Raw genomic sequence first — 24,037 nt, forward strand, 5'->3', positions numbered from 1 at the left:
GTCAGGTCACGCGCTGGGTTGGTCCCAGCTTCCTACTTGAACCTACGCAGAGAGTAGCGATTCTACTGACCGAGATACCGACGCGCTAGCATCCGCGAGCCGAGCGGTCTGAAAGACCGAGGCGAGCGGTTCACCGCGCGAACGGTGTGAGCGCGGGCCGACGACTGAGGGACGGAACGGACCGAAAGAGGAGTGCTTTTTCCGCAAGTTTTTGCAAGCGACGGCGCGCTACGCGCGCCGAGCGCTGGAAAAAGTGCGTTCTAGAGATCCTCGACGATGTCGCCGAGTTTCTCGACGTCCATGGCTTCCATAGTCTGCATGTCGATACCGTAGCATTCGGCGGCGATGGAGGCTTGGAGGGCGGCTTCGCGGTCGGGGGCGTCGAAGAGGAGGAGGACGTCGCGCTCCCCGAGGAGAACGTAGGCGTCCCGGAGGTCGCAGTCCTGGGCTTCGAGGTCGGCGCGGACGTCGCCCCAGATAGCAGCGAGTTCTTGGGCGTTCTGGAACTGGCCGGTCTCGACGTTGGCGATGGCGGCGTACGTCGGCATACGCGGGGGTTGGGTCGGCCGCCGAAAAGTCGCTGTGGCCGGGCTGTAACTCGGCGGCGAGTTAATCACGTACGTTTTTGCGTGGCGGCGTCGTAGCCGCGGCGTATGAGAAACGCGAAAATCGTCTGTACGCTGGGACCGGCGACAGACGACGAGTCGTCGATACGGTCGCTGGTGGAGGCGGGGATGTCGGTCGCGCGCATCAACGCGAGCCACGGCAACCTCGACGACCGCCGCGACCTGATTGGGACGGCGCGGCGGGTCGACGAGCTGACCGAGAAACCAGTCGCGGTCATGCTAGACACGAAGGGACCGGAGGTCCGGACGGCCGAGACCGACGAACCAATTCACATCGAGACTGGGGGACTGGTGGACTTCGTGCCGGGCGGCGAGACAACCGGCGAGACCATCGGCCTCTCGACGAGCGTCGCGGCGGCCGAACCCGGGGACCGCGTGCTGCTGGACGACGGCCGCATCGAGACCGTCGTGGAGGACGTCGAGGGCGACGTCGTCACCGCACGCGTGGAGTCCGGCGGCGAACTCGGCAGCCGGAAAGGCGTGAACGTCCCGGGCGTCGACCTCGACCTCGACGTGGTCACGGAGAAGGACCGCCGCGACCTCAAACTCGCGGCCGAGGAGGAAGTTGACTACGTCGCGGCGAGCTTCGTGCGGGACGCCGACGACGTCCTCGAAGTCGAGCGCGTGCTCGAATCGTTCGGCGCCGACGTCCCCGTGGTCGCGAAAATCGAGCGCGCGGGTGCAGTCGACAACCTCGACAGCATCGTGGAAGCCGCCGACGGCGTGATGGTCGCGCGCGGCGACCTCGGCGTGGAGTGCCCGATGGAGGACGTGCCGATGATTCAGAAGCGCATCATCAGGAAGTGCCGGGACGCCGGCGTCCCCGTCATCACGGCGACGGAGATGCTGGACTCGATGGTGCACGCGCGCCGGCCGACGCGCGCCGAGGCCAGCGACGTCGCGAACGCCGTCCTCGACGGCACGGACGCCGTGATGCTCTCCGCCGAGACTGCGGTCGGCGACAACCCGACGCGCGTCGTGGAGACGATGGACCGCATCGTGCGCGAAGTCGAATCCAGCGGCGAGTACGCCGAACTGCAGGAGCAACGCGTCCCGACCGCGGACGGCACGGCGAAGACCGACGCACTCGCGCGGTCGGCGCGCTACCTCGCCCGCGACATCGACGCGAGCGCGGTCGTCGTCGCCTCCGAATCCGGCTACACCGCGCGGAAGGCTGCGAAGTTCCGCCCACGCGTCCCGGTCGTCTGTGCGACGCCCTCCCACCGCGTGCGCCGCGAACTCGCGCTCAACTGGGGCGTCCACGCCGAGTATGCCGCAGTCGCGGAAGGCGACGCGACGACGGTCGTCGAGCACGCGGTCCAGTCGGCGGTCGACTCGGGCATCGTCGACAGCGGCGACACCGTGGTCGTCCTCGTCGGCATGATGACCGACCTCGAAGGCGCGAGCACGACGAACACGCTGAAAGTCCACGTCGCCGCGGAGACGCTGACGGTCGGGCAGTCCGTCGTGAAGGGGCGCGTCACCGCGCCCGTCGCGGTGCTCGATGACGGCGACCTGTCCAATGTCCCCGAGCGCGCGGTGGTCGTGCTCGGCCCGGACTTCGACGACGAGTTCCACGGCGACCTCTCGAAGATTGAGGGCATCGTGAGCGCCCAGTCCGGGATGACCGGCTACCCCGCGATGGTCGCGCGCGAACTCGACGTGCCGATGGTCGGGGACGCCGACCTCGACGACATCGCGGACGGCGACACCGTCACCGTGGACGGCGAACGCGGCGTCGTCTACGCCGGCGAGTCCTGAACCCACCGAACCCGCGAGTTTTTCCACGTCGACGGAGTAGAGACGAGCATGTCAGAGAACGACGAGCGCGCGTGGCGCTACGAGGTCGACGAAGTCGGCCCCGACGCCGAACCCGACGTGCGAGCCATCGAACCCGGGTCGCCGAACCCGGAGAACGTCGCGTTCTTCCTGCTCGGCGTCGCCGCCATGGTCGGCGTGCTCGCGCTCCTGCTGTTCTGAGAGGACGACCTCTTTCGGATTAGCCACGCGGCTCACGCATCGCTTCGCTCGCGGCTCCCGGTGGTCGCCGCTCGTCGTCCTGTGCCCTCCCTGCGGTCGGGCACACGCTCCGCGTTCGCGCTAACGTGGCCTCGCTGCGCTCGGCCACGCGGGTAAACGGTTTTCCCGCCGCGCGCCTAACTCCCGGGTATGGCCGAACTGTTCGGACAGTCGCTGTCGTTCCTGCTCGTCCTCGCCGGGACGGCGCTGTGCATCATGGAGGCGCTCGCGCCGGGTGCACACCTCATCGTCCTCGGCGTCGCGCTCCTGGCCGCCGGCCTCATCGGGCTGTTCGTGCCGGCGGCAGCGACGCCGTTCGTGCTCGCGGGCCTCGTGCTCGGCATCGGGCTTATTTCGCTCTACCTGTACCGCAACTACGACATCTACCAGGGGACGGGGCGCGGCCAGACGCTGGATTCGGAGGACCTCCGCGGGAAGCGCGGCTACGTCCTCGAAGAGGTGACACCGCGCTCGGGTCGCGTGAAACTCGAATCCGGCGGGTTCAACCCGACGTACGGCGCGCGCAGCATCTCGGGCACCATCGAGGAGGACACGGAAGTCGTGGTCGTCGACCCCGGCGGCGGCAACATCCTCACCGTGGAAGCCGTCGACGGGGCTGACGACATCGACCGGGAACTCGACCGGGACCGCGGCGACGCCGACAGCGCCTGATTCTACGGGGCGGCGGTCGCTCGCGGCGCGAAGCGTACCAACACTTATTGTCCGCTCGCCGAACGTTCACACATGGAATTGACCCCGCTACAGACGGGCGGCGCAGTGATACCAGCAGTCGGACTGCTGTTGTTGCTGCTGTTGGCCGTCGTCGTCTACGAGACCGTCGAAATCGTGGACGCCTACGAGAAGAAAGCGCTCACGGTGTTCGGGGAGTACCGCGGCCTCCTCGAACCCGGTATCAACATCGTGCCGCCGTTCGTCGCGCGCACGTACCCCTTCGACATGCGCACGCAGACCATCGACGTGCCCCGGCAGGAAGCCATCACCCGCGACAACTCGCCGGTGACCGCCGACGCCGTCGTGTACATTCGCGTGCGGGACGCCAAGCGGGCGTTCCTCGAAGTCGACCACTACAAGACCGCCGTCTCGAACCTCGCGCAGACGACGCTGCGCGCGGTCTTGGGCGACATGGAACTGGACGACACGCTGAACAAGCGCCAGGAAATCAACGCGCGCATCCGCACGGAACTGGACGAACCCACCGACGAGTGGGGGATTCGCGTCGAGAGCGTGGAGGTCCGGGAAGTCAACCCCTCCCAGGAGGTCCAGAAGGCGATGGAGCAACAGACCAGCGCCGAGCGTCGCCGCCGCGCGATGATTCTCGAAGCGCAGGGGGAGCGGCAGTCCGCCATCGAGAACGCGCAGGGTGACAAGCAGTCGAACATCATCCGCGCACAGGGGGAGAAGCAGTCCCAGATTCTCGAGGCGCAGGGTGACGCCATCTCCACCGTCCTCCGCGCGAAGTCCGCGGAGTCGATGGGCGAGCGCGCCATCATCGAGAAGGGCATGGAGACGCTGGAGGGCATCGGCGACGGCGAGTCGAACACCTTCATCCTCCCGCAGGAAGTCACCAGCCTCGTCGGCCGGTACGGCAAGCACCTCGCCGGCAGCGACGTCGCCGGCGGCGGCACCGAACTCGATAGCCTCGAATTCGACGCCGAGACCCGCGAACTCATCGGCCTCGACAACATCGACGAGATTCTCAACCAGATTAGCGAGGAAGCCGACATCGACCCCGAGAAGCTCGAAGAGCAGGCCGAGGCCGTCCAGCGTGGCGAGGATTCCGGTCTGACGTCGACCGACGAGGTCATCGAGGAGATGGACCAGGAACTCGACACGGGCGACAGCGCGCCCGGCGGCAGCGGTGACGACGAGAAGGACGCGTAACGCGTCCGCGCTGGCGTGCTATCCGGTACCGAACGTTTTTCTCGGGTGACCGCTTACGACCACGTAGATGGGCATCGACGAGGACAAGCGCTCGACGCTCCGCCGGTTCGCCGCCGTGGGCGCAGCGAGCCCGCTGACGCGACTCGCCGGCGGTGACGACGACGGCGAGGGCGGCGACAGCGACGTCCGTGACGCCATCACGGGTTACGTGACGGCGACGCCGGGCGCGCACTTCTCGAAGCTCCGGGACGACCTCCAACTGGGGACCGGAGAGACCCAACACCACCTCCGGCGGCTGCTGGAGGAGGCCGCCGTCGAGAGCGAGCGCGACGGCGACTACAAGCGCTTCTTCCCCGCAGAGCGGTTCTCACCGTTCGAGAAGCGCGCGCTCGGCTACCTCCGCCGGGAGACGCCGCGCGGGATGGTCGTCGAACTCCTCCGGAATCCGGACGCGACTGCCAGCGACCTCGCGGAGTCGCTGGACGTGTCGCCGGCGACGGTGAGCAAGTACGCCGCGCAACTGGAGGACGCGGGCGTGCTCTCGCGGGCGGACGGCTACGCCGTCAAGCGCCCGGAGACCCTCATCACGCTACTCGTGCGGTACGCCGACTCCTTCGACGCGAACGCCGCCGAGTTCGCCGGCGAGGCCGCCGACCTTCTCTCCTACGAACCCTGACTGCGAGCCGAATCGTGTGCTCGTATCCCGACCCGTAGCGACGGCTCCGTAGCAGAAAACGAGTGCAGCCCGAGTGGGACTGCGACAGACACTGGATTCCCGGCAGAGCCGAGGAGAACGCGAATCCCGCGCGGGTGGATGACGAGTCCGCGCGGGCCGAACCGTCAGACGGCGGTCAGGCCTCGACCTTCCACGTCGTCGAGGAGGAGTACCCCCAGCGCTCGACGTCGATGTCGAACTCGCCAGCCTCGATGGCGGGCATGTTGGCACCGACCTCCTTCGCGGAGAGGTCGAGTTCGTCGCCGATGAGCCGCGACTTGAAGTACGTGCGGTCGTCGGCGTGGTCGCGGAGGTAGTCGAGGATGCGACGCTGCTTCGGGGTGAGTGCCTGACTCGCCGCGGCTGTCGCGCTCATACCAGTACAGTGGCACGGCCACCCCAAGAGGGGTTTGGTACGTGTGGTAAATCGGCCGCTGTCTTGCGGTTTTGGTGTGCTCGGTGCCGGGGGTGGTGGCCCCGAGCGGGCGTATTGGTAGGCGCGGTTAACGCCGGGTGGCGCGCCCCGAGGCAGAAAGTTCTTACCCGGTCACGGCCGAATTCTCGGATAATGACAGCGTCGCGCGTCGAAGTGAGCGTCGTCCTCCCCGCCTACAACGAGGCCGACACCATCGAGCGAACGGTGCGGACGACGCTCTCGACGCTCGACGCCTTCCTCCCAGCGGGCAGCTACCAGGTCATCGTCGCGGAGGACGGCTGCGAGGACGAGACGCCCGAAATCGCCTCGCGGCTCGCCGCAGAAGACGACCGCGTCCGCCACTTCCACAGCGACGAACGGCTGGGCCGCGGTGGCGCGCTGAACGCTGCGTTCCGAGCGGCCAACGGGGACACGCTGGCGTACTTCGACACGGACCTCGCGACAGACATGCGCCACCTCGAAGAACTAATCGAGAGCGTGCGCTCCGGGGACGCGGACGTCGCGACGGGGTCGCGGTGGATTCCCGGCGAGCAGGCCGACCGCCCCGCCAAGCGCGGCATCCCCTCGCGGGGGTTCAACCTCGCCGTGCGGACGCTGCTGGGCTCGGACCTGCGCGACCACCAGTGCGGGTTCAAGGCGTTCAGCCGCGAGGCCTTCGAGAGCCTCGTCGACGAGGTCGAGGACGAGCACTGGTTCTGGGACACGGAGATGCTGGTGCGCGCCCAGCGCCGCGGGTTCACGGTCGCGGAGTTCCCCGTCGACTGGACGCCGAAGGGCGACTCGAAAGTCGACCTGGTGCGGGACGTCTTCGGGATGGGCAGCCAGATTCTGCGCTGCTTCTGGGAATTCAACGTGAGTCCGTACGCGAACCGCCGCACGGGCACCGTCGTCGGCGTGCTGCTCTCGGTGCTGGCGTTCGCGCTGATGTTCGTCTACATCGACGTCGGCGCATTCGTGGACGCCGTACAGGACGCGGACCCCGCGCTGGTCGCGGCGGGTGCGGCCGTCTACCTGACGTCGTGGCCGCTGCGTGGCCTGCGCTACCGCGACATCCTCGCGGAGTTGGGCTACCGCGAGAACACGTGGTTCCTGATGGGTGCGGTGTTCATCAGTCAAACCGGGAACCTCGTGATACCCGCACGTGCTGGTGACGCCATCCGCGCGTACGTCGTGAAAGCGCGGCGCAACATCCCGTACACGACGGGGTTCGCATCGCTGACCGTCGAGCGCGTCTTCGACCTGCTCACCATCACAGTGCTCGCCGGCGGCGTGCTCGTCACGCTCACCGCGTTCGCACCCGACACAGTCGCCGAACTCGCAGCGACCGCCGCAGGCGAAGGGCTCGGTGGACAGGAATCACAGGCCGTTCGGCAGGCCGTCGTCGTCGCCTCGGTCGTTGGCGTGCTCGCGGTCGCTGCGGTCGTCGTCATCGTCTGGTCGGCGCGCTCGGACACCAACTACGTCCGGCAGGTCGTCGAGTGGGCGAGCGACGACTCCTACACGGAGATGGTGGCGAGCGTCTTCGAGCAGTTCGTCGGCGACATCCAGCGGGTCGCTGCGGACGGCCGCGCGTTCGCGCGCATCGGCGCGACGAGCGTGCTCATCTGGACTATCGACGTCGCCACCGCACTGCTCGTCTTCCTCGCGTTCGGGCTCGACGTGGCGCTCGTGAGCCTGCTCGCGGTCGGCTTCTTCGCCGTCAGCGTCGGCAACCTCGCGAAAGTCATCCCGGGGCCGCCCGGTGGCATCGGCATCTACGAGGCGGCGTTCGCGGCCATCGTCTCGACGCTGCTGCCCGTCTCGTTCGGCCTCGCGCTCGGCGTCGCCATCGTCGACCACATCGTGAAGAACGTCGTGACGGTCGCGGGCGGTGCGGCGTCGATGACGTGGCTGAATGTCTCGCTGACGGAAGCCGTCGAGGGCGACGAGGCGGACCTCTCCACGGACGCCGCCGCCGTCGAGGAGTAGTCAGTAGTAGTCGGTGACGAACGGCCCGAGCGCGCCAGCGACCGCCGTTCGGAGCGCTTCAGTTCTGTTCGTGATACCACCGGTCAGCACGCCCGCCGCGCCCTGGTTCTCCGCGACACCCGAGGTGTCCAGCAGGTCGTCCATCACGGGGCCGAGTTCCGCGCCGTCGCGGAGCCGCGCGGCCACGTCGTCCGGGAGGCGCATCCGCGGCCCACCGCCGGTTTCGACGCGCTTGCCGTCCGTGGCGGCAGCCCACATAATGAGAAAGAGGTCGCCATCGCGTTCTGCCACTCCTCCTTCGAGTCCGACGCCGAGGTCGTACTCGCCAGCGTCGAGCGCGCGCTCCGCGCGGTTCCGCGCGCCCTCGATAGTCTCGTCGTCGCCCCACGGCTGCTCGGGGACGCCGCTGGCGACGCTGACCGATTCGACTGTCGCGTCCGGGAGCGCGGCCGCGACCGCGTCGCGCTTCACCGGGTTCCCGGAGCCGACTGCGATTCGCATACCGGGAAGCCGAGGGCCCGCGCCTTAGTCGCCGCGGATTCGCGCGGCGAGTGTTTCGAGGCCGTCGAGCAGTCGGGGACTCGGTTGGTTGAGGAGGTTGTCGTCGATAACGTGGATGTCCGCGTCGAACTCCCACCCCCGTCCCGCGAAGTCCGGGTCGACGCTGTCACCCTTCCCGCAGACGTGGACGACCGCGTGCTCTGGGTCGGCGGCTTCGACCGCGCTCGCTTCGACCTCGCGGGAGCGCTCACCGGCGTCCACGAACGGGTAGCGGCCGCCCGCGGCTTCCACGACGTCGGGTACCCAGTTCCCGGCAGCCATCGGCGGGTCCGACCACTCCTCGCAGTAGACGACCGGGCCGTTTTCTGGTGCGGTTTCCCGGATTCCTCGGACGCGCTCGCGGCTCTTGGCTTCCAATTCGATTCCTGCGTCGGGGAGGCCGACGGCGTCACCGATTTCCGCGAACGACGAGAGGACGTCGTCGAGCGTCGCTGGCTCGACGTGGTGGACGTCGAAGCCGCGGTCGCGGAGGTCGTCCCGGACGCCGCGCTGGAGGGCGTCGCTAGTGAGAACGATATCCGGGTCGAGGTCGGCCACCGTCTCGAAGTCGGGGTTCAGCCAGCCGCCGACGACAGGGGCGTCGATATCTCTGGAGTGTGCGGTGACGCCGACGAGCCGGTCGCTGCCGCCGAGGGCGGCGACAGTGGCTGTGGCGCTCGGTGCGAGCGAGACGACGCGCATGCCCGTGGGTTCGTTCCCCGTGGTAAAAACCGACGCGGTCGGGTCTCCCCTCGTCGGAATAGCGCAACGGTTAAGTGTGTTTTGTCCCAACCGATTGGCTACGACTCACCCGGGTTTTCCGGTGATTTCACGCTAATGACAGATGCACGCATGCGCTCCCGAGAGCAGGAGCGCACGGACGAAGAAGAGACGACGGACGGCTGCCCGGAGTGTGGCGGTCTCGTCGTCCAGGACGAAGAGCACGGCGAGTCGGTCTGCGCCGACTGCGGCCTCGTGGTCGAGGAGGACGGCATCGACCGCGGGCCCGAGTGGCGCGCGTTCGACTCCAAAGAGAAAGACGAGAAATCCCGCGTCGGCGCCCCCACCACGAACACGATGCACGACAAGGGGCTGTCGACGAACATCGACTGGCGCGACAAGGACGCGTACGGCAACTCGCTGTCCTCGAACCAGCGCCAGAAGATGCAGCGGCTGCGCAAGTGGAACGAGCGCTTCCGCACCCGCGACGCCAAAGAGCGCAACCTCAAGCAGGCGCTCGGCGAAATCGACCGCATGGCCTCCGCGCTCGGCCTCCCGGACAACGTCCGCGAGACCGCCTCGGTCATCTACCGCCGCGCACTCGAGGACGACCTGCTGCCCGGCCGCTCCATCGAGGGCGTCGCGACCTCCTGCGTGTACGCCGCCGCCCGACAGGCCGGCGTTCCGCGCAGCCTCGACGAGATTGCGGACGTCTCCCGCGTCGAGAAGTCCGAAATCGCGCGCACGTACCGCTACGTCGTCCGCGAGCTCGGCCTGGAAGTCGCGCCCGCCGACCCCGAGAGCTACGTCCCGCGGTTCGCGTCCTCGCTGGAACTCTCCGACGAGTCCGCCCACCGCGCCCGCGAACTCCTCAAGACCGCGAAGGACAAGGGCGTCCACTCCGGGAAGAGCCCGGTCGGCCTCGCCGCGGCCGCGGTGTACGCCGCCGCGCTGCTGACCAACGAGAAGACCACGCAGGCGAAGGTCTCGGAGGTCGCTGACATCTCCGAGGTCACCATCCGCAACCGCTACCACGAGCTGCTCGAAGCCGAAGACACGATTCCGGTCTGAGCGTTCCGAACGCGACGCCGCTTTTCCGCGTGTTCCTCGCTCGACAGCCGGCGGCTTCGCCAGCTAATCAACCGGTGTCGGGTGGGCCGAAAGCCCCGGCGGGCTCGCGTTTACGTGGTCGTCTCGCTGGCCGCTATCCCGAGCGAAGCGAGGGATATGCCAGCGAGCGACCGCGAGCCCGCCGGGGCTTTCGAGGAGGTAGAGGCGTGAAGGAGTTCGTCGAAGAAAGACGGCGAATCTCGCCCAGGACTCCGAAACCGTATTGCGGGCGGCCCGCACAGGACACCCCATGGACTTCGAGGAGTTCGTGTTGGCGGCACCCGTCTCCGACCTCGGGGACGAGCCGGCCGCCCGCGAGCACGCCGACGCCGTCGAGTTCCGGATGGACCTCGCCGACGACCCGTTGCCGGGGCTCGACGACTACGACGGCGAGCTCCCGATTATCGCGACGAATCGCGCCGAGTGGGAGGGCGGCGAGGCGGGCGAGGACGGCCGCATCGACGCGCTCGCGGAGGCCGCGCGCACCGACTGCGTGGACGCCATCGACGTCGAACTCGCGGCGCTCACGGAGGAGGACGGCGACGGCGTCGAGGCGCTGGCGGCCGCGCGCGCCGAGGACACCGCGGCCATCGTTTCCGTGCACGACTTCGAGGAGACGCCCGAGATGGGCGTGCTCGCAGAGTTGCTGGGCGAAGCGTGCTCGCTGGGGGACGTCGGGAAGCTCGCAGTCACCGCCGAGGACAACGGGGACGCGCTGGACCTGCTGCGCGTCACCCACGAGTTCAGCGCGGTGGACGCGCCCGTCGCCACGATGGCGATGGGGGAGGCAGGCCGGCACACGCGTGCGGTCGCGCCGCTGTACGGCTCCCGCATCGGGTACGCGCCCGCCGACCCCGAGAACGCGACCGCACCCGGCCAGTACGACGCCGCGACGCTGCGCACGCTCGTGGACAACCTCCAGTAGTCGCCGTTCGGTGGCTTTAGGAGCGCGCGGCCCCGAGTCCCGGTAACTGTGGTCAATCGACGCGGCGTCATCGCGGCGGTACTCGGTTTCGTCTACCCCGGCCTCGGACACGTCTACCTGCGGCGCTGGGTGCGCGCCGTCTCGTGGTTCGTGCTCGCGCTCGTGACGGCCGCGCTGGTCGTCCCCGAGTCGGCGTACCAGGCGTTCCAGACCGACGGCTTCGCGGGCCTCGTGGAGGCCAGCGAGAGCTTCGGGCTGGAAGTGACGCTCAGTCTGCTGGTGATTCGCGTGTTGAACGTCGTCGACGCGTACCTCGTCGCGGTGCGGGACACGGCGAACGAGGTCGCCGAGCGCGTGCCGACGCCCGGCGGGGCCGACGCGGACGCCGCTGGCGAACCGGCCGAATGTCCGGAGTGCGGCAAAGAACTCGACAGCGACCTCGACTTCTGTCCGTGGTGTACGACGCGCTTCGACACCGCGACCGACGACGCCGAATCCGCGTAGCGGCCGACGGCTCCTTACTGTTCGATGATGCGCTCGTCGATGGCTTCGCCGAAGTGGCGACCGCCCTCTTCGAGGTAGGCCAGAATCTCGTCGTCCTCGTCGAGGTCCGTGACGGCGGTTCGGCCCTCGCGCGTGGAGACTTTGATGGTCTCGGCGTTCTGGAGCAGCGTCTCGATGCGGTCGCCGGACTCCGTCTCGGCTTCGACGCGGAACATCGGGCGCTTCTCGATTTTCGCGCGGCCGACCACCGCGGTCCGCGTGTGGCCCTCGCGGTCGACGACCTGCACTTCGTCGCCACTGGAGAGTTCCGCGAGGTACTTCGTGCCGCCATCCGGCGTCCGGACGTAGGCGTGGACGGCCCCCGCGTTCACACGGAACGGGCGGGACGCGACGTACGGCGACTCGGCGGTCTCGGCGTGCACGAAGAACAGCCCGCGGGACATCGACCCGACGAGCATCCCCTCGTCGTCCTCCATGAGGGTGCCCGTGTCGACGCAGACGCGGTCCGCGCTCCCGGCTTCCTCGATTTCCGTGACGGTGACCCACGCGAGGTCGAGGCGCTCGCGCTCGGCGGCGTCCCGTGCCTGCACGGTGCGGCGAATCTCGTCCGGGTCGTCGCTGTCCAGTAGCACGGCGTCGGCGCCGATGTCCAGCGTCTCGAAGGCGGTTTCGGCTTCTGCCGCGGACTCGACGCCCGCGACGAGCGTGGTCTCGTCACCGATGCGCGCGATGAGGTTCTCCAGCGGGATGATGGTCCAGTCCTCGCCGACGACGATGGTGTGTTCGGCGTCCTGAGCGGCTTCCTCGGCGAACGCCTCGTAGCGCTCGTCGAGGATGCGGACGTAGGCGGCGTCGGCGTTGCCGCGGCGAATCGTGGAGAGGTCCGCGCTCCCCGAGAAGTCCTCCGGCAGGTCGACGGTACCGTCGCCCTCGCCGTCCTTCCCGACGACGTACGCGTCGGGCTCGGCGGGCTCCTCGCTGTCGGCCTCCTCGATGACGTCGCCGTCGTCCGTGCGGAACGCCGCGACGTTCACCGAGCCGAGTTCGCGGACGCGCTCGACGTCCTCGTCGTCGACGAGCACCCAGTCGACGCCGGCCTCCAAGCCGGTCGTGATGCGTCGCTTGCGCGTCTCCCAGTCACCGACAGTGTCGTCGGCCTTCAGCCAGACGGACCGTGTCATTAGGCAGATGGAGACGTGGTGCGGCCTTGAACGTACCGGAGCAACGCGTACTTGCTGGCGGCGCGTGTGCCGGGATGACACGATTTATACTGCTGAACTACCGAGGGCGTGGTATGGCAACGAGTGGACAGGGCCGCATCATGGGCGAGCGTGTGCCGTTCGCGCTCGACGCCGCCGAGTCCCTCAGTTGGGACCTCGGCTCCGAGCTCGTCGACCGGAAACCCGAGTGCGCGCACCTCGAACGCGCGGGCGGCGGCTCGCTGACCGCGTTCGAGGCGACCGACCACACGGTCGTCGTGCGGGTGCGGACGGCCGTCGGCCGCGAGAAGTTCTACGGGCTGGCCGCCACGGAGTTCCGGAGCGCGCTCGACACGCTCCCGGGCGCGTGGGAACTCGCGTACGCCGACGTCTGAGAAGAGAAAACGACGGCCGACCGGTCAGGCTTCGATGGGGAGGCCGGCCTCGCGGAGCGCTTCGTCGGGCGTGGCGTCCTCGTGGACCACGGCGGCGATGGCGGCCGTCATCGCGCCGGGGTCGTCGTGCTGGAAGACAGTGCGACCAGTCGAGACGCCCGCAGCGCCGGCGTCGATCGCGTCGCGGATGTCCTGGAGGGTCTCGCGGTCGCCGTCGGGGCTGCCGCCGGCGATGATGACCGGTTTGCTCGTGGACTCGACGACGCGCTCGAAGCTCTCGCGGCTCCCGGAGTAGGCGGTCTTCACGACGTCCGCGCCGAGTTCCTCGGCGAGTCGGACGGCGTGGCCGAGGCTCTCGGCGTCGTGTTCGTCGACGCCCGGGCCGCGGGCGTACGCCATCGCGAGCACGGGCATCCCGAGGTCCTGGGCGTCGTCGACGACTTCCGCGAGCTGCGTAATCTGGTCGGGTTCGTGGTCACTGCCGACGTTGATGTGGAAGGAGACGGCGTCGGCGCCCGCGCGGACGGCTTCCTCGACGGTGCCGGTGAAGCGCTTGTCGTTGGAGTCCGGCCCGATAGACGTAGAGGCGTTGAGGTGGACGATGTAGCCGGCGTCGTTCTTGTTCCCGTGGACGCGGGGGGCGATGCCTTTCTGCGTGAGCACGGCGTCAGCGCCGTTGCTCGTGACGGCGTCGATGGTGGATTCGATGTCGACGAGGCCGTCTACCGCGCCGAGTGTGATTCCGTGGTCCATCGGGATGGTGACGAATCGGCCATCCCGGCCGATGCGGTCGAGTCGCGCTGTCTTCCCTGGTGTCATTGGTAGTGAGTAGCAAACGGTCGGCTATTTGCGTTCCGGTTCGGGCAGACCCTTCCGCGCCCCCGCCTTCAATTCCGCGGCGAGCGCTTCGAGGCGGTCGGCGACCTCCTCGGTCGGCAGGTCGTTCTCCACGCCGTCGGCGATGATGTCGACGTACGCGCTCCCGACGATGACGCCGTCGGCACCGCTCGCGACGACCTCGCGGGCCTGCTCGCCCGACGAGATGCCGAACCCGACGGCCTTCGGGACGTTGGCGTCCTGCAGGCGTTCGAGCGCCTCGGGCGTGTTCTCGCTGACCTCGTCGCGTGCGCCGGTCGTGCCGAGTCGCCCCTGCACGTAGACGAACCCGGTGGTGCGGTCGAGCATGGACTCGAGGCGCTCGGGCGTCGTCGTGGGCGCGACGATGAATATCAGGTCGAGGCCGTGCTCGCGGCACGCTTCGTACATCGGTTCGGACTCGTTCACCGGGAGGTCCGGCACGACGAACCCGGAGATTCCCGCGTCCGCCGCTGCCGCCACGAACTCCTCGGGACCTGCCTCGTCACCATACTGGTAAATCAGATTGTAGTACGTCATGCAGACGATGGGCACGTCAACGTCGAGGTCGCGCACGAGGTCGAGGTAGGCCTCCGGGGTCATCCCGGCCTCTAGCGCGCGCTTGATGGCGTTCTGAATCGTGGTGCCTTCAGCGACCGGTTCGGAGAACGGGAGGCCGAGTTCGACGACGTCGGTGCCGCCGTCGACGAGTGCTTCGACGTACTCCTTCGTGGCGTCCGCGCTCGGGTCGCCCGCGGCGACGTAGGAGACGAGCGCGGGGCCGTCGTCGAACGCGGCGCGAATCTCGCTGCGGGTCACTCCTCGAACACCTCCATCGTGGGCGCGCCGGCGATGTCGCGCGCGGCGGACTCCTCGATGACCGTGTCGAGGTCCTTGTCGCCCCGACCAGAGACGTTCACGACGACCGGGCCGTCACCCTCGTACTCCTCGAGGTAGGCGACGGCGTGACTCGATTCGAGCGCCGGGATGATGCCCTCCTCGCGGGAGAGGCGATGGAACGCTTCGAGTGCGGCGTCGTCGTCGACGTTCACGGGCTCGACGCGGCCCTCGTCCACGAGGTACGCCAGTTCCGGGCCGACGCCCGCGTAGTCGAGGCCCGCGCTCACGGAGTGGGACTCGACGATTTGGCCCTCCTCCGTCTGGAGGAGTTTCGTGCGCGCGCCGTGGAGCACGCCCTCAGTCCCCGTCGAGAGGCTCGCGGAGTTCGGCGCGTACCCTTCCGCTTTGTCCACGCCGAGGCTGGAGCCGCCCGCTTCGACGGCGAGCAGGTCCACGTCCGGCGCGGGCTCCTGGGACCCCTCCGGTGCCCCGGCCAGCCGGGCGCTGCCGACAAACGAGGCGAACGCGCCCATCGTGTTCGACCCGCCGCCCGCGCACGCGACGACGGCTTCAGGGAGTTGGCCGAGCTGGTCCCGAGACTGCTCGCGCATCTCCTCGCTGATGACCGACTGGAAGTCCCGGACCATCGCCGGGAACGGGTGCGGTCCCACCACGGAACCGATGACGTAGTGGGTGTCCTCGACGTTCGTCGCCCAGTCGCGCATCGTCTCGTTGATGGCTTCTTTGAGGGTTCCGGAGCCGACGTCGACGGGGTTGACCTCGGCGTCGTGGATGCGCATCCGGAAGACGTTCGGGCGCTGGCGGTTGACGTCCGTGCGGCCCATGTAAATCTCGCAGGGCATGTCGAGGTACGCACACGCCATCGCGGTCGCGGTGCCGTGCTGGCCCGCGCCGGTCTCGGCGACGATGCGCTCTTTGCCCATGTACTTCGCGAGCAACACCTGCCCGAGTGCGTTGTTGAGTTTGTGCGCGCCGCCGTGCAGGAGGTCCTCGCGCTTGAGGTAGACGTCGAAGCCGTAGCGCTCCGAGAGGTTCTCGGCGTGCGAGAGGGGCGTCGGCCGCCCGCCGAACTCACGGATGCGCTGGCGGAAGTCGTCCACGAAGCCGTCCTCGTTGTCGAGGACGTAGCGCTCGTAGGCGTCCGCGAGTTCCTCGACCGCCGGCATCAGGACCTCGGGGACGTACTGGCCGCCGTACTCCCCGAACTTCCCGGCCCGCGTCTCCGACTGTGCGCCCGTCGTTCGCTTGGATTCCTCGCTCATGCGTTCACTAGCGTCTCTGTGTTCTCGGTTACGTCGCCGTCCATGATGGCGCTTCCGACGAGCAGGCCGTCGGCGCCCGCCTCGCGCATCCGCCGGACGTCCGCGGGCGAACTCACGCCGCTCTCCGCAATCAGCGTCACGTCCTCGGGGGCGTGGGGCGCGACCGTCTCGAACGTCGAGAGGTCGACCTCTAGTTTCGCGAGGTCGCGGTTGTTCACGCCGATAATGTCCGCGCCCGCTGCGACTGCGCGGTCGAGTTCGTCGCGGTCGTGGACCTCCACGAGCACCTGGAAGCCGCGCTCGCGGGCCGCCGCCAGCATCGGTTCGAGGTCGTCGCCGAGGAAGCGCGCGATGAGCAGGACGACGTCGGCTTCGACGGCGTCCAGTTGCGCCTCCCGCAGCAGGAAGTCCTTCCGGAGCACGGGCACGTCGACGGCGTCCCGAATCGCGCGCAGGTTCTCGGGGCTGCCGCCGAAGTGCTCGGGTTCGGTGAGCACGGAGAGGGCGGCCGCGCCGCCGGCGACCATCTGCTCGGCGAGGTCGACGGGGTCGTCGTGGCGCTCGCCCTCCGTGGTGGGGCTGGTCGGTTTCACTTCCGCAATCGTGGGCACGCGCCCGTCCGCCTCGGCGGCCGCGAACGCGTCCGGGAGCGACCGCGGGGACACCGACACCCGCCCGCCGTCCGGTTCGCGCTCGCGGGCCGCGTCCAGGATGGACTGCACCGCCGGCGCGAGCCCGTCACTCTCGTCCATTATTGTGCATTAATGCACTAGTTTGTACATAAGTCTTGCGTCAGTGCGCACGTCGAATCTGCCCGACTCACCGGTGGGCGAACGTACAAGGCCGTGTCGCCCGTGGACGCACACATGGCTGCGGCCGGTATCTACGCACGCGAGTCGTCGTATCTCGACAAAGCCGTCCAACTCGGCGTCGCGGGCGACTGCGTCATCAGCGTCTCCTTCCCCGAGAGCGCGCCCGCGGACGCCGACCCCGAGCACCCGCTGCTCGACCGCGTCGAGGCGTACTTCGAGGGGAGCGAGGACGACTTCGACGACGTCGAGGTCGGCCTGACCGTCCCGACGAAACACCGCGAAGTCCTCGAAGCCGTCCGGAACATCCCGTACGGCGAGCGCGTCACAGTCAAGCGCGTGCTCTCGATGGTTCCCGACACGGACCACGAGGACAACGACGCCCGCGAGACCGCGCGCGCCGCGCTCGCGAGCAATCCCGTCCCGCTGTTCGTCCCCGACCACCGCGTCCGCGACGGCCCGAGCGGCGCGCCGCCCGAGGTCGCGGACCGGCTCCGCGCGCTCGAATCCTGACTACCGCGCGTGCGCCGCGAACTCCGCGGCGTTCACGACGTAGTGCGCGACGAACACCGCGAGCAGGCTGCCGGTGAGGACGTAGGCGGCAGCGAGCGCGAACCCCAGTAGCGTCGTGACGACGACGCCAGTCGCGCCCTGCGCAGTGTGCGCCGTCCCGAACGCGACGCTGGATGCGGCCGCGAGCACCCACGGAGATACACCGAACCCCGTCGCGAACGCGCCGACGAGAATCCCGCGGAACAACAGTTCCTCGAAGCCCGCGACGACGGGCAGTGCGACGCAGAACAGAATCAGCCAGCCACCGCGCGACTCGGGCGTCAGCGTCTCCCGGAGTTCCTCGTCGTAGCCTAGCCTGGCCGAGTCGAGCACGTGCATCGCGGCCTCGTTCCCGAGCGCGAGCACGAGCCCCGCGGCAACGCCGATTGCGACGAGGTCGGCGGAGACGGCGACGCCGAGTGCGTCGAGAGGAATCCGCGTGAGCCACACCGCGACCACGAGCAGCGCGCCGACGACCGCCTGCGAGAGCGTCGTCTGCAGCAGCAACTCGCCGGCCGTGAAGTCCTCGGTTCCCTCGCCGACGACGCCCGCGGACGCTCGCGTGAGCGCGACGAGTCCAGCGGTCACCAGCAGCGCGAACGCCGCGAACGCGAACCAGTACGCCATCACGTCGGCGCACGCGGGACGCGCGTAGAAAAGTGGCGGTCAGCAGTGGTCGCGGAGGCGGTAACGGAGAGCACCAAGAACACCCATCGCGAGCGAACGGAGTGAGCGAGCGGGCCAACGAACCCCCGAAAGGGGGTGAGGCCGGCTTTTTAGCGTAGCTTTTTGCCAGCGAGTGGGGGCGCGTTAGCGCCCGAACGAGTGCAGCAAAAAGGTACTATTGCGGACTCGGCGAGCCGCTCGTCGTACCGGACTCCGTCTGGCCTTCGAGGGCCTTGCCGGTGATGGACTTCAGACGGTCGACCAGCGAGTCCTTCTCGGGTTCGCCGACGAGCGCAACGTCGAGGACTTCGCTGATGTGCGAGACCGGGATGATCTCGATCTGGTCCTTGTACTCGTCCTCGATCATCACGTCCTGTTCGTTCGCCTTCGGGATGATGACGCGCTTGCAGCCCGCCTTCGCGGCGGCCTCGATTTTGTGCGTGACGCCACCGACCGGCAGCACGTCCCCGCGGACGGAGAGGCTGCCGGTCATCGCGAGGTCCTGCGCGATGGGGATGTCCTCCAGCGCGCTGATGACCGCGGTCGCGACGGTGATGGAGGCGGAGTCGCCGTCGACGCCGCCCTCGCCAGCCTGGACGAACTGGATGTGCACGTCCTTCTCGGACATGTTCTCGTCGCTGAACTTCTTGATGATGGCGGAGACGTTCTCGACTGCCTCCTCTGCCATCTCCTTGAGCTGGCCGGTCGCGTAGATGCGACCCTCCTCCTGGCTCTGCGCGGGCGTGATTTCCGCCATCACGGGCAGCATGATGCCGGAGTCGCCGCCCATGACCGCGAGGCCGTTCACGCGGCCGACGGCCTCCTCCTGGGAGGTGCCGAGCTCGTAGTCCTTGCGGCGCTCGATGTAGTTGTCCACGAACTGCTGTTCGATGGACCGCGAGCGCTTCTTCGCCTGGAGCACGTCGTCGCGCGTGGTGAGTTCGTGGTCCTTCGAACTCGCGATGTCGCCGGCGACCCGCACGAGCCCACCGAGGTCACGCAGTTCGAGCGTGAGGTGGTCCTTGCGACCGGCGCGGCGCTTCGCTTCGAGGATAATCTCCCGGACTGCGTCGTCGTCGAAGTGCGGGAGCTGGCCGTCGCGTTCGACCTCCTGAGCGACGAAGCGCGCGAACTTCCGGCGCATCTCCGGGGTGTCCTCGATGGTGTCGTCCATGTACACCTCGTACCCGTACCCGCGAACGCGGGAACGGAGCGCGGGGTGCATGTTCTCCATCGCGTCCATGTTCCCGGACGCGACCATGATGAAGTCACACGGGACGGGTTCGGTCTGGACCATCGCACCGGAGCTGCGTTCGGACTGCCCGGTGATGGAGAACTCGCCCTCCTGAATCGCCGTCATCAGCTTCTGCTGGCTGCGGACGTCGAGCGTGTTGATTTCGTCGATGAACAGCACGCCCTTGTGCGCCTTCTGGATGGCGCCGGCCTCGACGCGCTCGTGGCTCGGCGTCCCCATGCCGCCGGACTGGAACGGGTCGTGGCGGACGTCGCCGAGCAGCGCGCCGGCGTGGGCACCGGTCGCGTCCTCGAACGGCGCGGTCTGGCTGTCGGCGTTGTTGATGAGGAGCTTGGGCACCATCGCGTCGCCGCCGCGGTCGGTGTAGCGGAACGCCAGATAGATGACGCCGGCCGCGAGCACGCCCAGCAGCGGCTGGTGGGCGATGAGGAGCGCGTACCCCACGACGAGCAGGATGATGATCCACATGAGGAACGACCGCATCTGGTTGCGTTTGCGGGCTTCCTCCTGATGGGCTTCGACAATCTGTTCGCCCTTCCCGGCGGGGACGGTCCGAACCTTCGGCTCGTTGGAGTCGTCCGGGTTGTTGTAGACGAGAACGTCCTGTAGACTCTCCTTCGGGAGGAGGTGGCTCATCGCCTTCGCGAGCATCGACTTCCCCGTCCCCGGGGAGCCGATCATCATCACGTGGCGGTGCTGTTTGGCCGCGCGCAGGATGATGTCGCGGGCCTCGGACTGGCCGATGACCTGGTCGACCAGCCGTTCGGGCACCTCGATGGCCGAGGTGTCCGGGATTTCGAGGCCGCCAAGCAGGTCGTCCTCGGCGTTGTCCTCGTTGATAGAGACGTCGCCTTCCACGCCGACCTCGCTGCCGAGGTCCTCGAGGTCGTCGAGGGGTTCGGCAGGCTCGGGCGTCGACTCCTCGCCCTCTTCGGGGGCGTCGGGGGCGTCGACGTCGGGGTCCTCGTGGTGGGGCTCGTCTTCGGTCGATTCGTTGCTCATAGAAGTGGTTTCGACACGTGAAACCAAGGACGGGCGACTGATATACTTTCTCCCTCGAAAGAACGCGTAACCGGCCGTATTCCCCGGTTTCGAGCCTTCAGGCGCCCGAACAGGATTTCGCCGACCGGCACTAGCGGGGCCGAACCGTCGGTTGCGGCGAACTCGCCATTCTTATAGGCGCTGACGGGGTGTTTCGAGGTGAGGAAATGACCCGCGGGTTCTACATCGGTCGCTTCCAGCCGTACCACAACGGCCACCACCGCGTCGTCGAGCAGATTGCCACCGAGGTCGACGAACTCGTCGTCGGCATCGGGAGCGCCGGCGACTCCCACACCACGCGGAACCCGTTCACCGCGGGCGAGCGCATCATGATGATTACGAAGTCCCTCGTGGACTTCGACCTCGTGACGTACGCGGTCCCCATCGAGGACCTCGACCGGAACGCGGTCTGGGTGAGCCACGTCCAGTCGATGAGTCCGAACTTCGACGTGGCGTACTCGAACAACCCGCTCGTCATCCGGCTGTTCGACGAGGCCGGCATCGAAGTCCGGCAGTCCCCGATGTTCGAGCGCGACGTACTCGAAGGCACCGAGATTCGCCGCCGGATGGCGGAGGGCGGCGACTGGCGCGAACTCGTCCCGAAGCCGGTCGCTGACGTCATCGACGAAATCGACGGCATCGACCGCATTCGGAAGGTCAGCGACACGGACGCGGGCGACAGCCCCGCCGAGTAGTTTTCAACGACGGCGCCGTAACCGCGACGTATGATAACGCTGAGTTCCGACTTCGGCTCGCCGTACCCGGCGGCGATGAAGGGTGTCGTCCTCCAGTCGACGGACGCGCGCCTCGTCGACGTCGCACACGACTTTCCGCGGCAGAACGTGCGCGCGACGGCGTTCTGGCTGCGCGAGGTGCTGCCCTACTTCCCGCCGGCAGTCCACCTGGTCGTCGTCGACCCGGGCGTCGGCACGGACCGGGAGGCCGTGGCCGTCCGCGCGGGCCGCCACGCCATCGTCGCGCCGGACAACGGCGTCGCGATTCCCGCGACGCGACGGCTCGACGAGGACGTAGAGGTGTTCGAAATCGCGGTCGAGGACCCCGCGAGTTCGACGTTTCACGGTCGGGACGTGTTCGCACCCGCTGCCGCGGACGTCCACGAGCGCGGCGTCGAGGCGTTCGACGACTACCCCGGATACGAGCGCCTCGACGACTACGAGACAGTCGCGTTCCCCGACCCGGACCTCACGGGCGACGTGCTCCGCGGCGAGGTACTCGTCGTGGACGGCTTCGGGAACGCCATCACGAACCTCCCGGGGCGCGTCGTCACCGACCGAATCAGTGGCTCGGTGCGCGTGAACCGCGACCGCGTGCGCGTCGAGCCCTCCTACGCGCACGTCGAACCCGGCGAGCGCGTCGTGACGGTCGGCAGCCACGGGAACGTCGAACTCGCCGTGAACCGCGGGCGCGGCGACGATGCGTTCGGCGTCGAACCCGGCAGCCCCGTGGAGCTCTCCCTGTAGGGTGGGCACCGTCACACCGAAATACCCGGCCGGCAACCTACGCGTATGCTCGAACTGGAGCACGGGTTCCGGATTGTGGACCTGCACGCGCGGCTCCACGCCGGCCCGGGGCGCCCAGTCCGGGGCCGCACCATCGACGGCGAGGACCTCGAACGCGAGATGCACCAGGCCGGGGTCGTCCGCTCGGTCGTCTTCCCCGGACCACGCAAGGGCGAACAGGGCTACCTCCGCGCGAACAACGCGGTCGCCCGGCAGGCCGTCCAGCGCCCGTTCATCGCGTTCGCGCGCATCGACGGCCCGCGCGACCCCGGCGACGGCGCGACCTCCCGCCTGAAGAACCTCCGGTCGAATCGGTCGGACTGGCAGACCTCCCCCGAGGACGTCGAGCAGTACGCCTACGACGACCGCTTCCACGGCTTCAAACTCGACCCGACCCGCGACGGCCTCCCCGAACCCGACGTCCTCGACGTGCTCGACGACGTCGGCCTCCCGGTGCTCGTCCACGGCGGCGAGGGCTTCCCGCCGAGCGCGCTCGAAGCCACGCTGCTCGACCGCGAGTTTCCCGTCGTGCTCGCGCACTTCGGCGGCCACCCGCTCGACCGCGACTTGATGCACGAAGCCGTCTCGCTGCTCGGCTCCTACGAGGACCTCTACCTGGACACCGCAGCAGTTCGCTACCGCGAACTCCTCGAACACGCCATCGTCGAACACCCCGACCGCGTCGTCTTCGGGAGCGGCGCGCCCGACACCCACCCGAACGTCGCGGTCATGGAGATTCTCACCCTCGACGTCACCGAGGACGCGATGCGGAAGGTGCTCGGGAAGAACCCGGTCCGTGTCGTCCCGGGTCTCGACCGGGAGTGACAGGGCTCGCAAATACTTCGCTGGCCGGCCCGACACTAGATTTATGCCAGTCGTTCGTGTAGGACGATTGAACTATGTCCGACGGCGAGTTGACTGACTTCCTCATCCTGCGCGAACTGGACGAACCGATTACCGAAGCGGAACTCGCGGCGGCCGGCGAGCAGTCCGGAGACGCGCTCGAAGCGCTCCGGGACGAAGGCGTCGGCATCAGGTGGGTCGACTCGGAAGTGATGACGAACGAAGCGGGCGACGTCACGGGCACGTTCTGCCACTACCAGGCCGAAGACGAGGCGGCCGTCCGGGAGCACGGCGAGCGCGCCGGCCTCCCGGTCACGCGGGTCGACCGACGTGGGGACCCACTCGACGGCGAGTAATCAGTAACGGCGGCGAGGACCGCGAACAGGTCGCCGCTCAGCAGTCGTGGCGGACCATCGTGCGGTCCATGCGCGCGGAGACGCCGTTGGGGTTGCGCCGGGGGGTGCGGTCCGCCATCCGCGCGGACATCCCGTCCTGGCTGCCCGTCCAGACGTTCGGGACGACGGCGCTGCCGGCGGCCGCCCACTCCGTGAGTTTCGCGTCGCCGCGGAGCACGTCGCCACCGACCGAGAACGCGTCCCCGACCGCGTACTTCACGATGCGGGCGGCGATGCGCGCACCGAACCCGTAGTTCTTCACGAGCCGGTACGCCAGCGAGCGGTACTTCAACCCCCACGCGGTCTCCTCGGCGTCCTCCGGGAGCCGGTGGCGGATGTCGTCTTTCTCCTCGCGGAGCACGACCGCGTCCGCGCCCCAGACGACCTCGCGGTCCATACCCGCGAGCCGGTGGGCGGCGTCCCGCGCGGCCCCGGTCTGGAGGTACTCGTCGAACCCGTCGAGGGCGTCGATGGCGTCGCGGATGAACGCGACGTTCCCGCCGTCGAAGTACGTGACGTGACGGCCCGCGACGGTCGCGGTTTCGACGGATTCGGTGGTGACGCCGCCCTCGACGCGGTGGTGGACGGGGCCGGTGACCGCGTCGGCGCCGCCGTCGAGCGCGTCCTCGACGGCCTCCACCCAGCCCTCCCGAATCTGGGAGTCCTGGCCGACGAACGCGACGACATCGCCGTCTGCGGCGGCGATACCGGCGTTCCGGGAGGCGTTGAGGTTCCGCTCGGAGACTTCCAGCAAGAGGTCGGCTGCGTCGTGGTCGCGCACCATCCCGGACGTGCCGTCCACGGATGGGCCGTTGACGACCACGACCTCGGCGTCGGGTGCGTGGGCCGCGAGCGCGTCCAGCGACGCAGCGAGCACGTCGCGGCCGTTGAGGGTGGGCACCACTACCGAGAGGTCCAT

Annotated in this window: 27 protein-coding genes; 15 read left to right on the top strand and 12 right to left on the bottom strand. The window is 68.5% G+C overall.

The genetic code is table 11. The features are described 5' to 3' along the window. Nucleotides 1–260 precede the first annotated feature (260 nt). On the bottom strand, nucleotides 261–548 hold the full coding sequence (locus LPA44_RS01070) for a GYD domain-containing protein (RefSeq protein ID WP_230887751.1): 288 nt from the start codon (nucleotides 546–548) through the stop codon (nucleotides 261–263). Between the two features lie 105 nt (nucleotides 549–653). Here LPA44_RS01070 and pyk point away from each other — a divergent pair, with 105 nt between their 5' ends. From pyk to LPA44_RS01095, 5 genes are all read left to right on the top strand, one after another. Further along, a complete protein-coding gene (gene pyk, locus LPA44_RS01075; protein ID WP_230887752.1) occupies nucleotides 654–2,387 on the top strand; it encodes a pyruvate kinase in 1,734 nt (577 codons plus the stop codon). Nucleotides 2,388–2,435: 48 nt separating this feature from the next. After that, on the top strand, nucleotides 2,436–2,606 hold the full coding sequence (locus LPA44_RS01080; protein WP_230887753.1) for a DUF7312 domain-containing protein: 171 nt from the start codon (nucleotides 2,436–2,438) through the stop codon (nucleotides 2,604–2,606). A gap of 189 nt (nucleotides 2,607–2,795) precedes the next feature. Further along, a complete protein-coding gene (locus tag LPA44_RS01085; RefSeq protein WP_230887754.1) occupies nucleotides 2,796–3,317 on the top strand; it encodes an NfeD family protein in 522 nt (173 codons plus the stop codon). A 72-nt stretch (nucleotides 3,318–3,389) separates the two neighbouring features. Beyond that, nucleotides 3,390–4,547 carry an SPFH domain-containing protein gene (locus LPA44_RS01090; protein WP_230887755.1) on the top strand — a complete coding sequence of 386 codons (1,158 nt, stop codon included), beginning with the start codon at nucleotides 3,390–3,392 and terminating at the stop codon, nucleotides 4,545–4,547. A gap of 67 nt (nucleotides 4,548–4,614) precedes the next feature. Beyond that, entirely contained in the window at nucleotides 4,615–5,223 is a 609-nt protein-coding gene (locus LPA44_RS01095) for a winged helix-turn-helix transcriptional regulator (RefSeq protein ID WP_230887756.1), read from the top strand. Nucleotides 5,224–5,398: 175 nt separating this feature from the next. On the opposite strand, the gene LPA44_RS01100 is transcribed toward LPA44_RS01095, so the two are convergent. Beyond that, on the bottom strand, nucleotides 5,399–5,638 hold the full coding sequence (locus LPA44_RS01100) for a DUF7123 family protein (RefSeq protein WP_230887757.1): 240 nt from the start codon (nucleotides 5,636–5,638) through the stop codon (nucleotides 5,399–5,401). Between the two features lie 192 nt (nucleotides 5,639–5,830). Between LPA44_RS01100 and LPA44_RS01105 the strand changes: the two genes are divergently transcribed. Further along, nucleotides 5,831–7,666 carry a flippase-like domain-containing protein gene (locus tag LPA44_RS01105; RefSeq protein ID WP_230887758.1) on the top strand — a complete coding sequence of 612 codons (1,836 nt, stop codon included), beginning with the start codon at nucleotides 5,831–5,833 and terminating at the stop codon, nucleotides 7,664–7,666. Here LPA44_RS01105 and LPA44_RS01110 read toward each other — a convergent pair whose 3' ends face one another. Together LPA44_RS01110 and LPA44_RS01115 are read right to left on the bottom strand one after the other, a co-directional pair. Continuing rightward, entirely contained in the window at nucleotides 7,667–8,167 is a 501-nt protein-coding gene (locus LPA44_RS01110) for a DUF84 family protein (RefSeq protein ID WP_230887759.1), read from the bottom strand. A gap of 24 nt (nucleotides 8,168–8,191) precedes the next feature. Continuing rightward, a complete protein-coding gene (locus tag LPA44_RS01115; protein ID WP_230887760.1) occupies nucleotides 8,192–8,908 on the bottom strand; it encodes a cobalamin-binding protein in 717 nt (238 codons plus the stop codon). Nucleotides 8,909–9,043: 135 nt separating this feature from the next. On the opposite strand from LPA44_RS01115, the gene LPA44_RS01120 reads away from it, so the two are divergent. From LPA44_RS01120 to LPA44_RS01130, 3 genes are all read left to right on the top strand, one after another. After that, nucleotides 9,044–9,997 (top strand): transcription initiation factor IIB, encoded by a 954-nt coding sequence (locus LPA44_RS01120; RefSeq protein WP_059055800.1) that lies wholly within the window; start codon nucleotides 9,044–9,046, stop codon nucleotides 9,995–9,997. A gap of 289 nt (nucleotides 9,998–10,286) precedes the next feature. Next, entirely contained in the window at nucleotides 10,287–10,961 is a 675-nt protein-coding gene (locus LPA44_RS01125; protein WP_230887761.1) for a type I 3-dehydroquinate dehydratase, read from the top strand. A 48-nt stretch (nucleotides 10,962–11,009) separates the two neighbouring features. Beyond that, entirely contained in the window at nucleotides 11,010–11,465 is a 456-nt protein-coding gene (locus LPA44_RS01130) for a zinc ribbon domain-containing protein (protein ID WP_230887762.1), read from the top strand. A gap of 14 nt (nucleotides 11,466–11,479) precedes the next feature. Here LPA44_RS01130 and LPA44_RS01135 read toward each other — a convergent pair whose 3' ends face one another. Continuing rightward, nucleotides 11,480–12,646 carry a 3-dehydroquinate synthase II gene (locus LPA44_RS01135; protein ID WP_230887763.1) on the bottom strand — a complete coding sequence of 389 codons (1,167 nt, stop codon included), beginning with the start codon at nucleotides 12,644–12,646 and terminating at the stop codon, nucleotides 11,480–11,482. Nucleotides 12,647–12,759: 113 nt separating this feature from the next. Between LPA44_RS01135 and LPA44_RS01140 the strand changes: the two genes are divergently transcribed. Beyond that, nucleotides 12,760–13,059: a hypothetical protein gene (locus LPA44_RS01140; RefSeq protein ID WP_230887764.1), complete on the top strand. Its 300-nt coding sequence runs from the start codon at nucleotides 12,760–12,762 to the stop codon at nucleotides 13,057–13,059. Between the two features lie 24 nt (nucleotides 13,060–13,083). Here LPA44_RS01140 and LPA44_RS01145 read toward each other — a convergent pair whose 3' ends face one another. Genes LPA44_RS01145 through trpC form a run of 4 tightly spaced genes read right to left on the bottom strand, consistent with a single transcriptional unit; the run spans nucleotide 13,084 to nucleotide 16,789 of the window. Beyond that, entirely contained in the window at nucleotides 13,084–13,878 is a 795-nt protein-coding gene (locus tag LPA44_RS01145; protein WP_230887765.1) for a 2-amino-3,7-dideoxy-D-threo-hept-6-ulosonate synthase, read from the bottom strand. Nucleotides 13,879–13,902: 24 nt separating this feature from the next. Next, nucleotides 13,903–14,733, bottom strand: a complete 831-nt coding sequence (gene trpA / locus LPA44_RS01150) for a tryptophan synthase subunit alpha (protein WP_230887766.1) — start codon at nucleotides 14,731–14,733, stop codon at nucleotides 13,903–13,905. After that, on the bottom strand, nucleotides 14,730–16,037 hold the full coding sequence (trpB, locus tag LPA44_RS01155; RefSeq protein WP_230887767.1) for a tryptophan synthase subunit beta: 1,308 nt from the start codon (nucleotides 16,035–16,037) through the stop codon (nucleotides 14,730–14,732). Before trpB ends, trpA begins: the two co-directional genes overlap by 4 nt. Further along, nucleotides 16,034–16,789 (bottom strand): indole-3-glycerol phosphate synthase, encoded by a 756-nt coding sequence (gene trpC / locus LPA44_RS01160; protein WP_230887768.1) that lies wholly within the window; start codon nucleotides 16,787–16,789, stop codon nucleotides 16,034–16,036. Before trpC ends, trpB begins: the two co-directional genes overlap by 4 nt. 114 nt (nucleotides 16,790–16,903) lie before the next feature. On the opposite strand from trpC, the gene LPA44_RS01165 reads away from it, so the two are divergent. Continuing rightward, nucleotides 16,904–17,359, top strand: coding sequence for an MGMT family protein (locus LPA44_RS01165; RefSeq protein WP_230887769.1), 456 nt, complete (start codon nucleotides 16,904–16,906; stop codon nucleotides 17,357–17,359). On the opposite strand, the gene LPA44_RS01170 is transcribed toward LPA44_RS01165, so the two are convergent. Together LPA44_RS01170 and lonB are read right to left on the bottom strand one after the other, a co-directional pair. Then, nucleotides 17,360–18,025, bottom strand: coding sequence for a CPBP family intramembrane glutamic endopeptidase (locus LPA44_RS01170; protein ID WP_230887770.1), 666 nt, complete (start codon nucleotides 18,023–18,025; stop codon nucleotides 17,360–17,362). It abuts the gene before it with no gap. Nucleotides 18,026–18,239: 214 nt separating this feature from the next. Further along, nucleotides 18,240–20,321 carry an ATP-dependent protease LonB gene (lonB, locus tag LPA44_RS01175; protein WP_230887771.1) on the bottom strand — a complete coding sequence of 694 codons (2,082 nt, stop codon included), beginning with the start codon at nucleotides 20,319–20,321 and terminating at the stop codon, nucleotides 18,240–18,242. A 206-nt stretch (nucleotides 20,322–20,527) separates the two neighbouring features. Here lonB and LPA44_RS01180 point away from each other — a divergent pair, with 206 nt between their 5' ends. From LPA44_RS01180 to LPA44_RS01195, 4 genes are all read left to right on the top strand, one after another. Beyond that, nucleotides 20,528–21,055 (top strand): nicotinamide-nucleotide adenylyltransferase, encoded by a 528-nt coding sequence (locus LPA44_RS01180; RefSeq protein ID WP_230887772.1) that lies wholly within the window; start codon nucleotides 20,528–20,530, stop codon nucleotides 21,053–21,055. 30 nt (nucleotides 21,056–21,085) lie between these two features. Beyond that, nucleotides 21,086–21,841, top strand: a complete 756-nt coding sequence (locus LPA44_RS01185) for an SAM hydrolase/SAM-dependent halogenase family protein (RefSeq protein ID WP_230887773.1) — start codon at nucleotides 21,086–21,088, stop codon at nucleotides 21,839–21,841. Between the two features lie 45 nt (nucleotides 21,842–21,886). Next, on the top strand, nucleotides 21,887–22,705 hold the full coding sequence (locus tag LPA44_RS01190; RefSeq protein WP_230887774.1) for an amidohydrolase family protein: 819 nt from the start codon (nucleotides 21,887–21,889) through the stop codon (nucleotides 22,703–22,705). A gap of 74 nt (nucleotides 22,706–22,779) precedes the next feature. Next, nucleotides 22,780–23,079: a DUF4242 domain-containing protein gene (locus LPA44_RS01195; protein WP_230887775.1), complete on the top strand. Its 300-nt coding sequence runs from the start codon at nucleotides 22,780–22,782 to the stop codon at nucleotides 23,077–23,079. A gap of 37 nt (nucleotides 23,080–23,116) precedes the next feature. Here the strand turns inward: LPA44_RS01195 and LPA44_RS01200 are convergent, their stop codons facing one another. After that, complete coding sequence (locus LPA44_RS01200) at nucleotides 23,117–24,037, bottom strand: glycosyltransferase family 2 protein (RefSeq protein ID WP_230887776.1); 921 nt, start codon at nucleotides 24,035–24,037, stop codon at nucleotides 23,117–23,119.

The organism is Halobacterium sp. KA-4 (assembly GCF_021028995.1).
Lineage (GTDB): Archaea > Halobacteriota > Halobacteria > Halobacteriales > Halobacteriaceae > Halobacterium.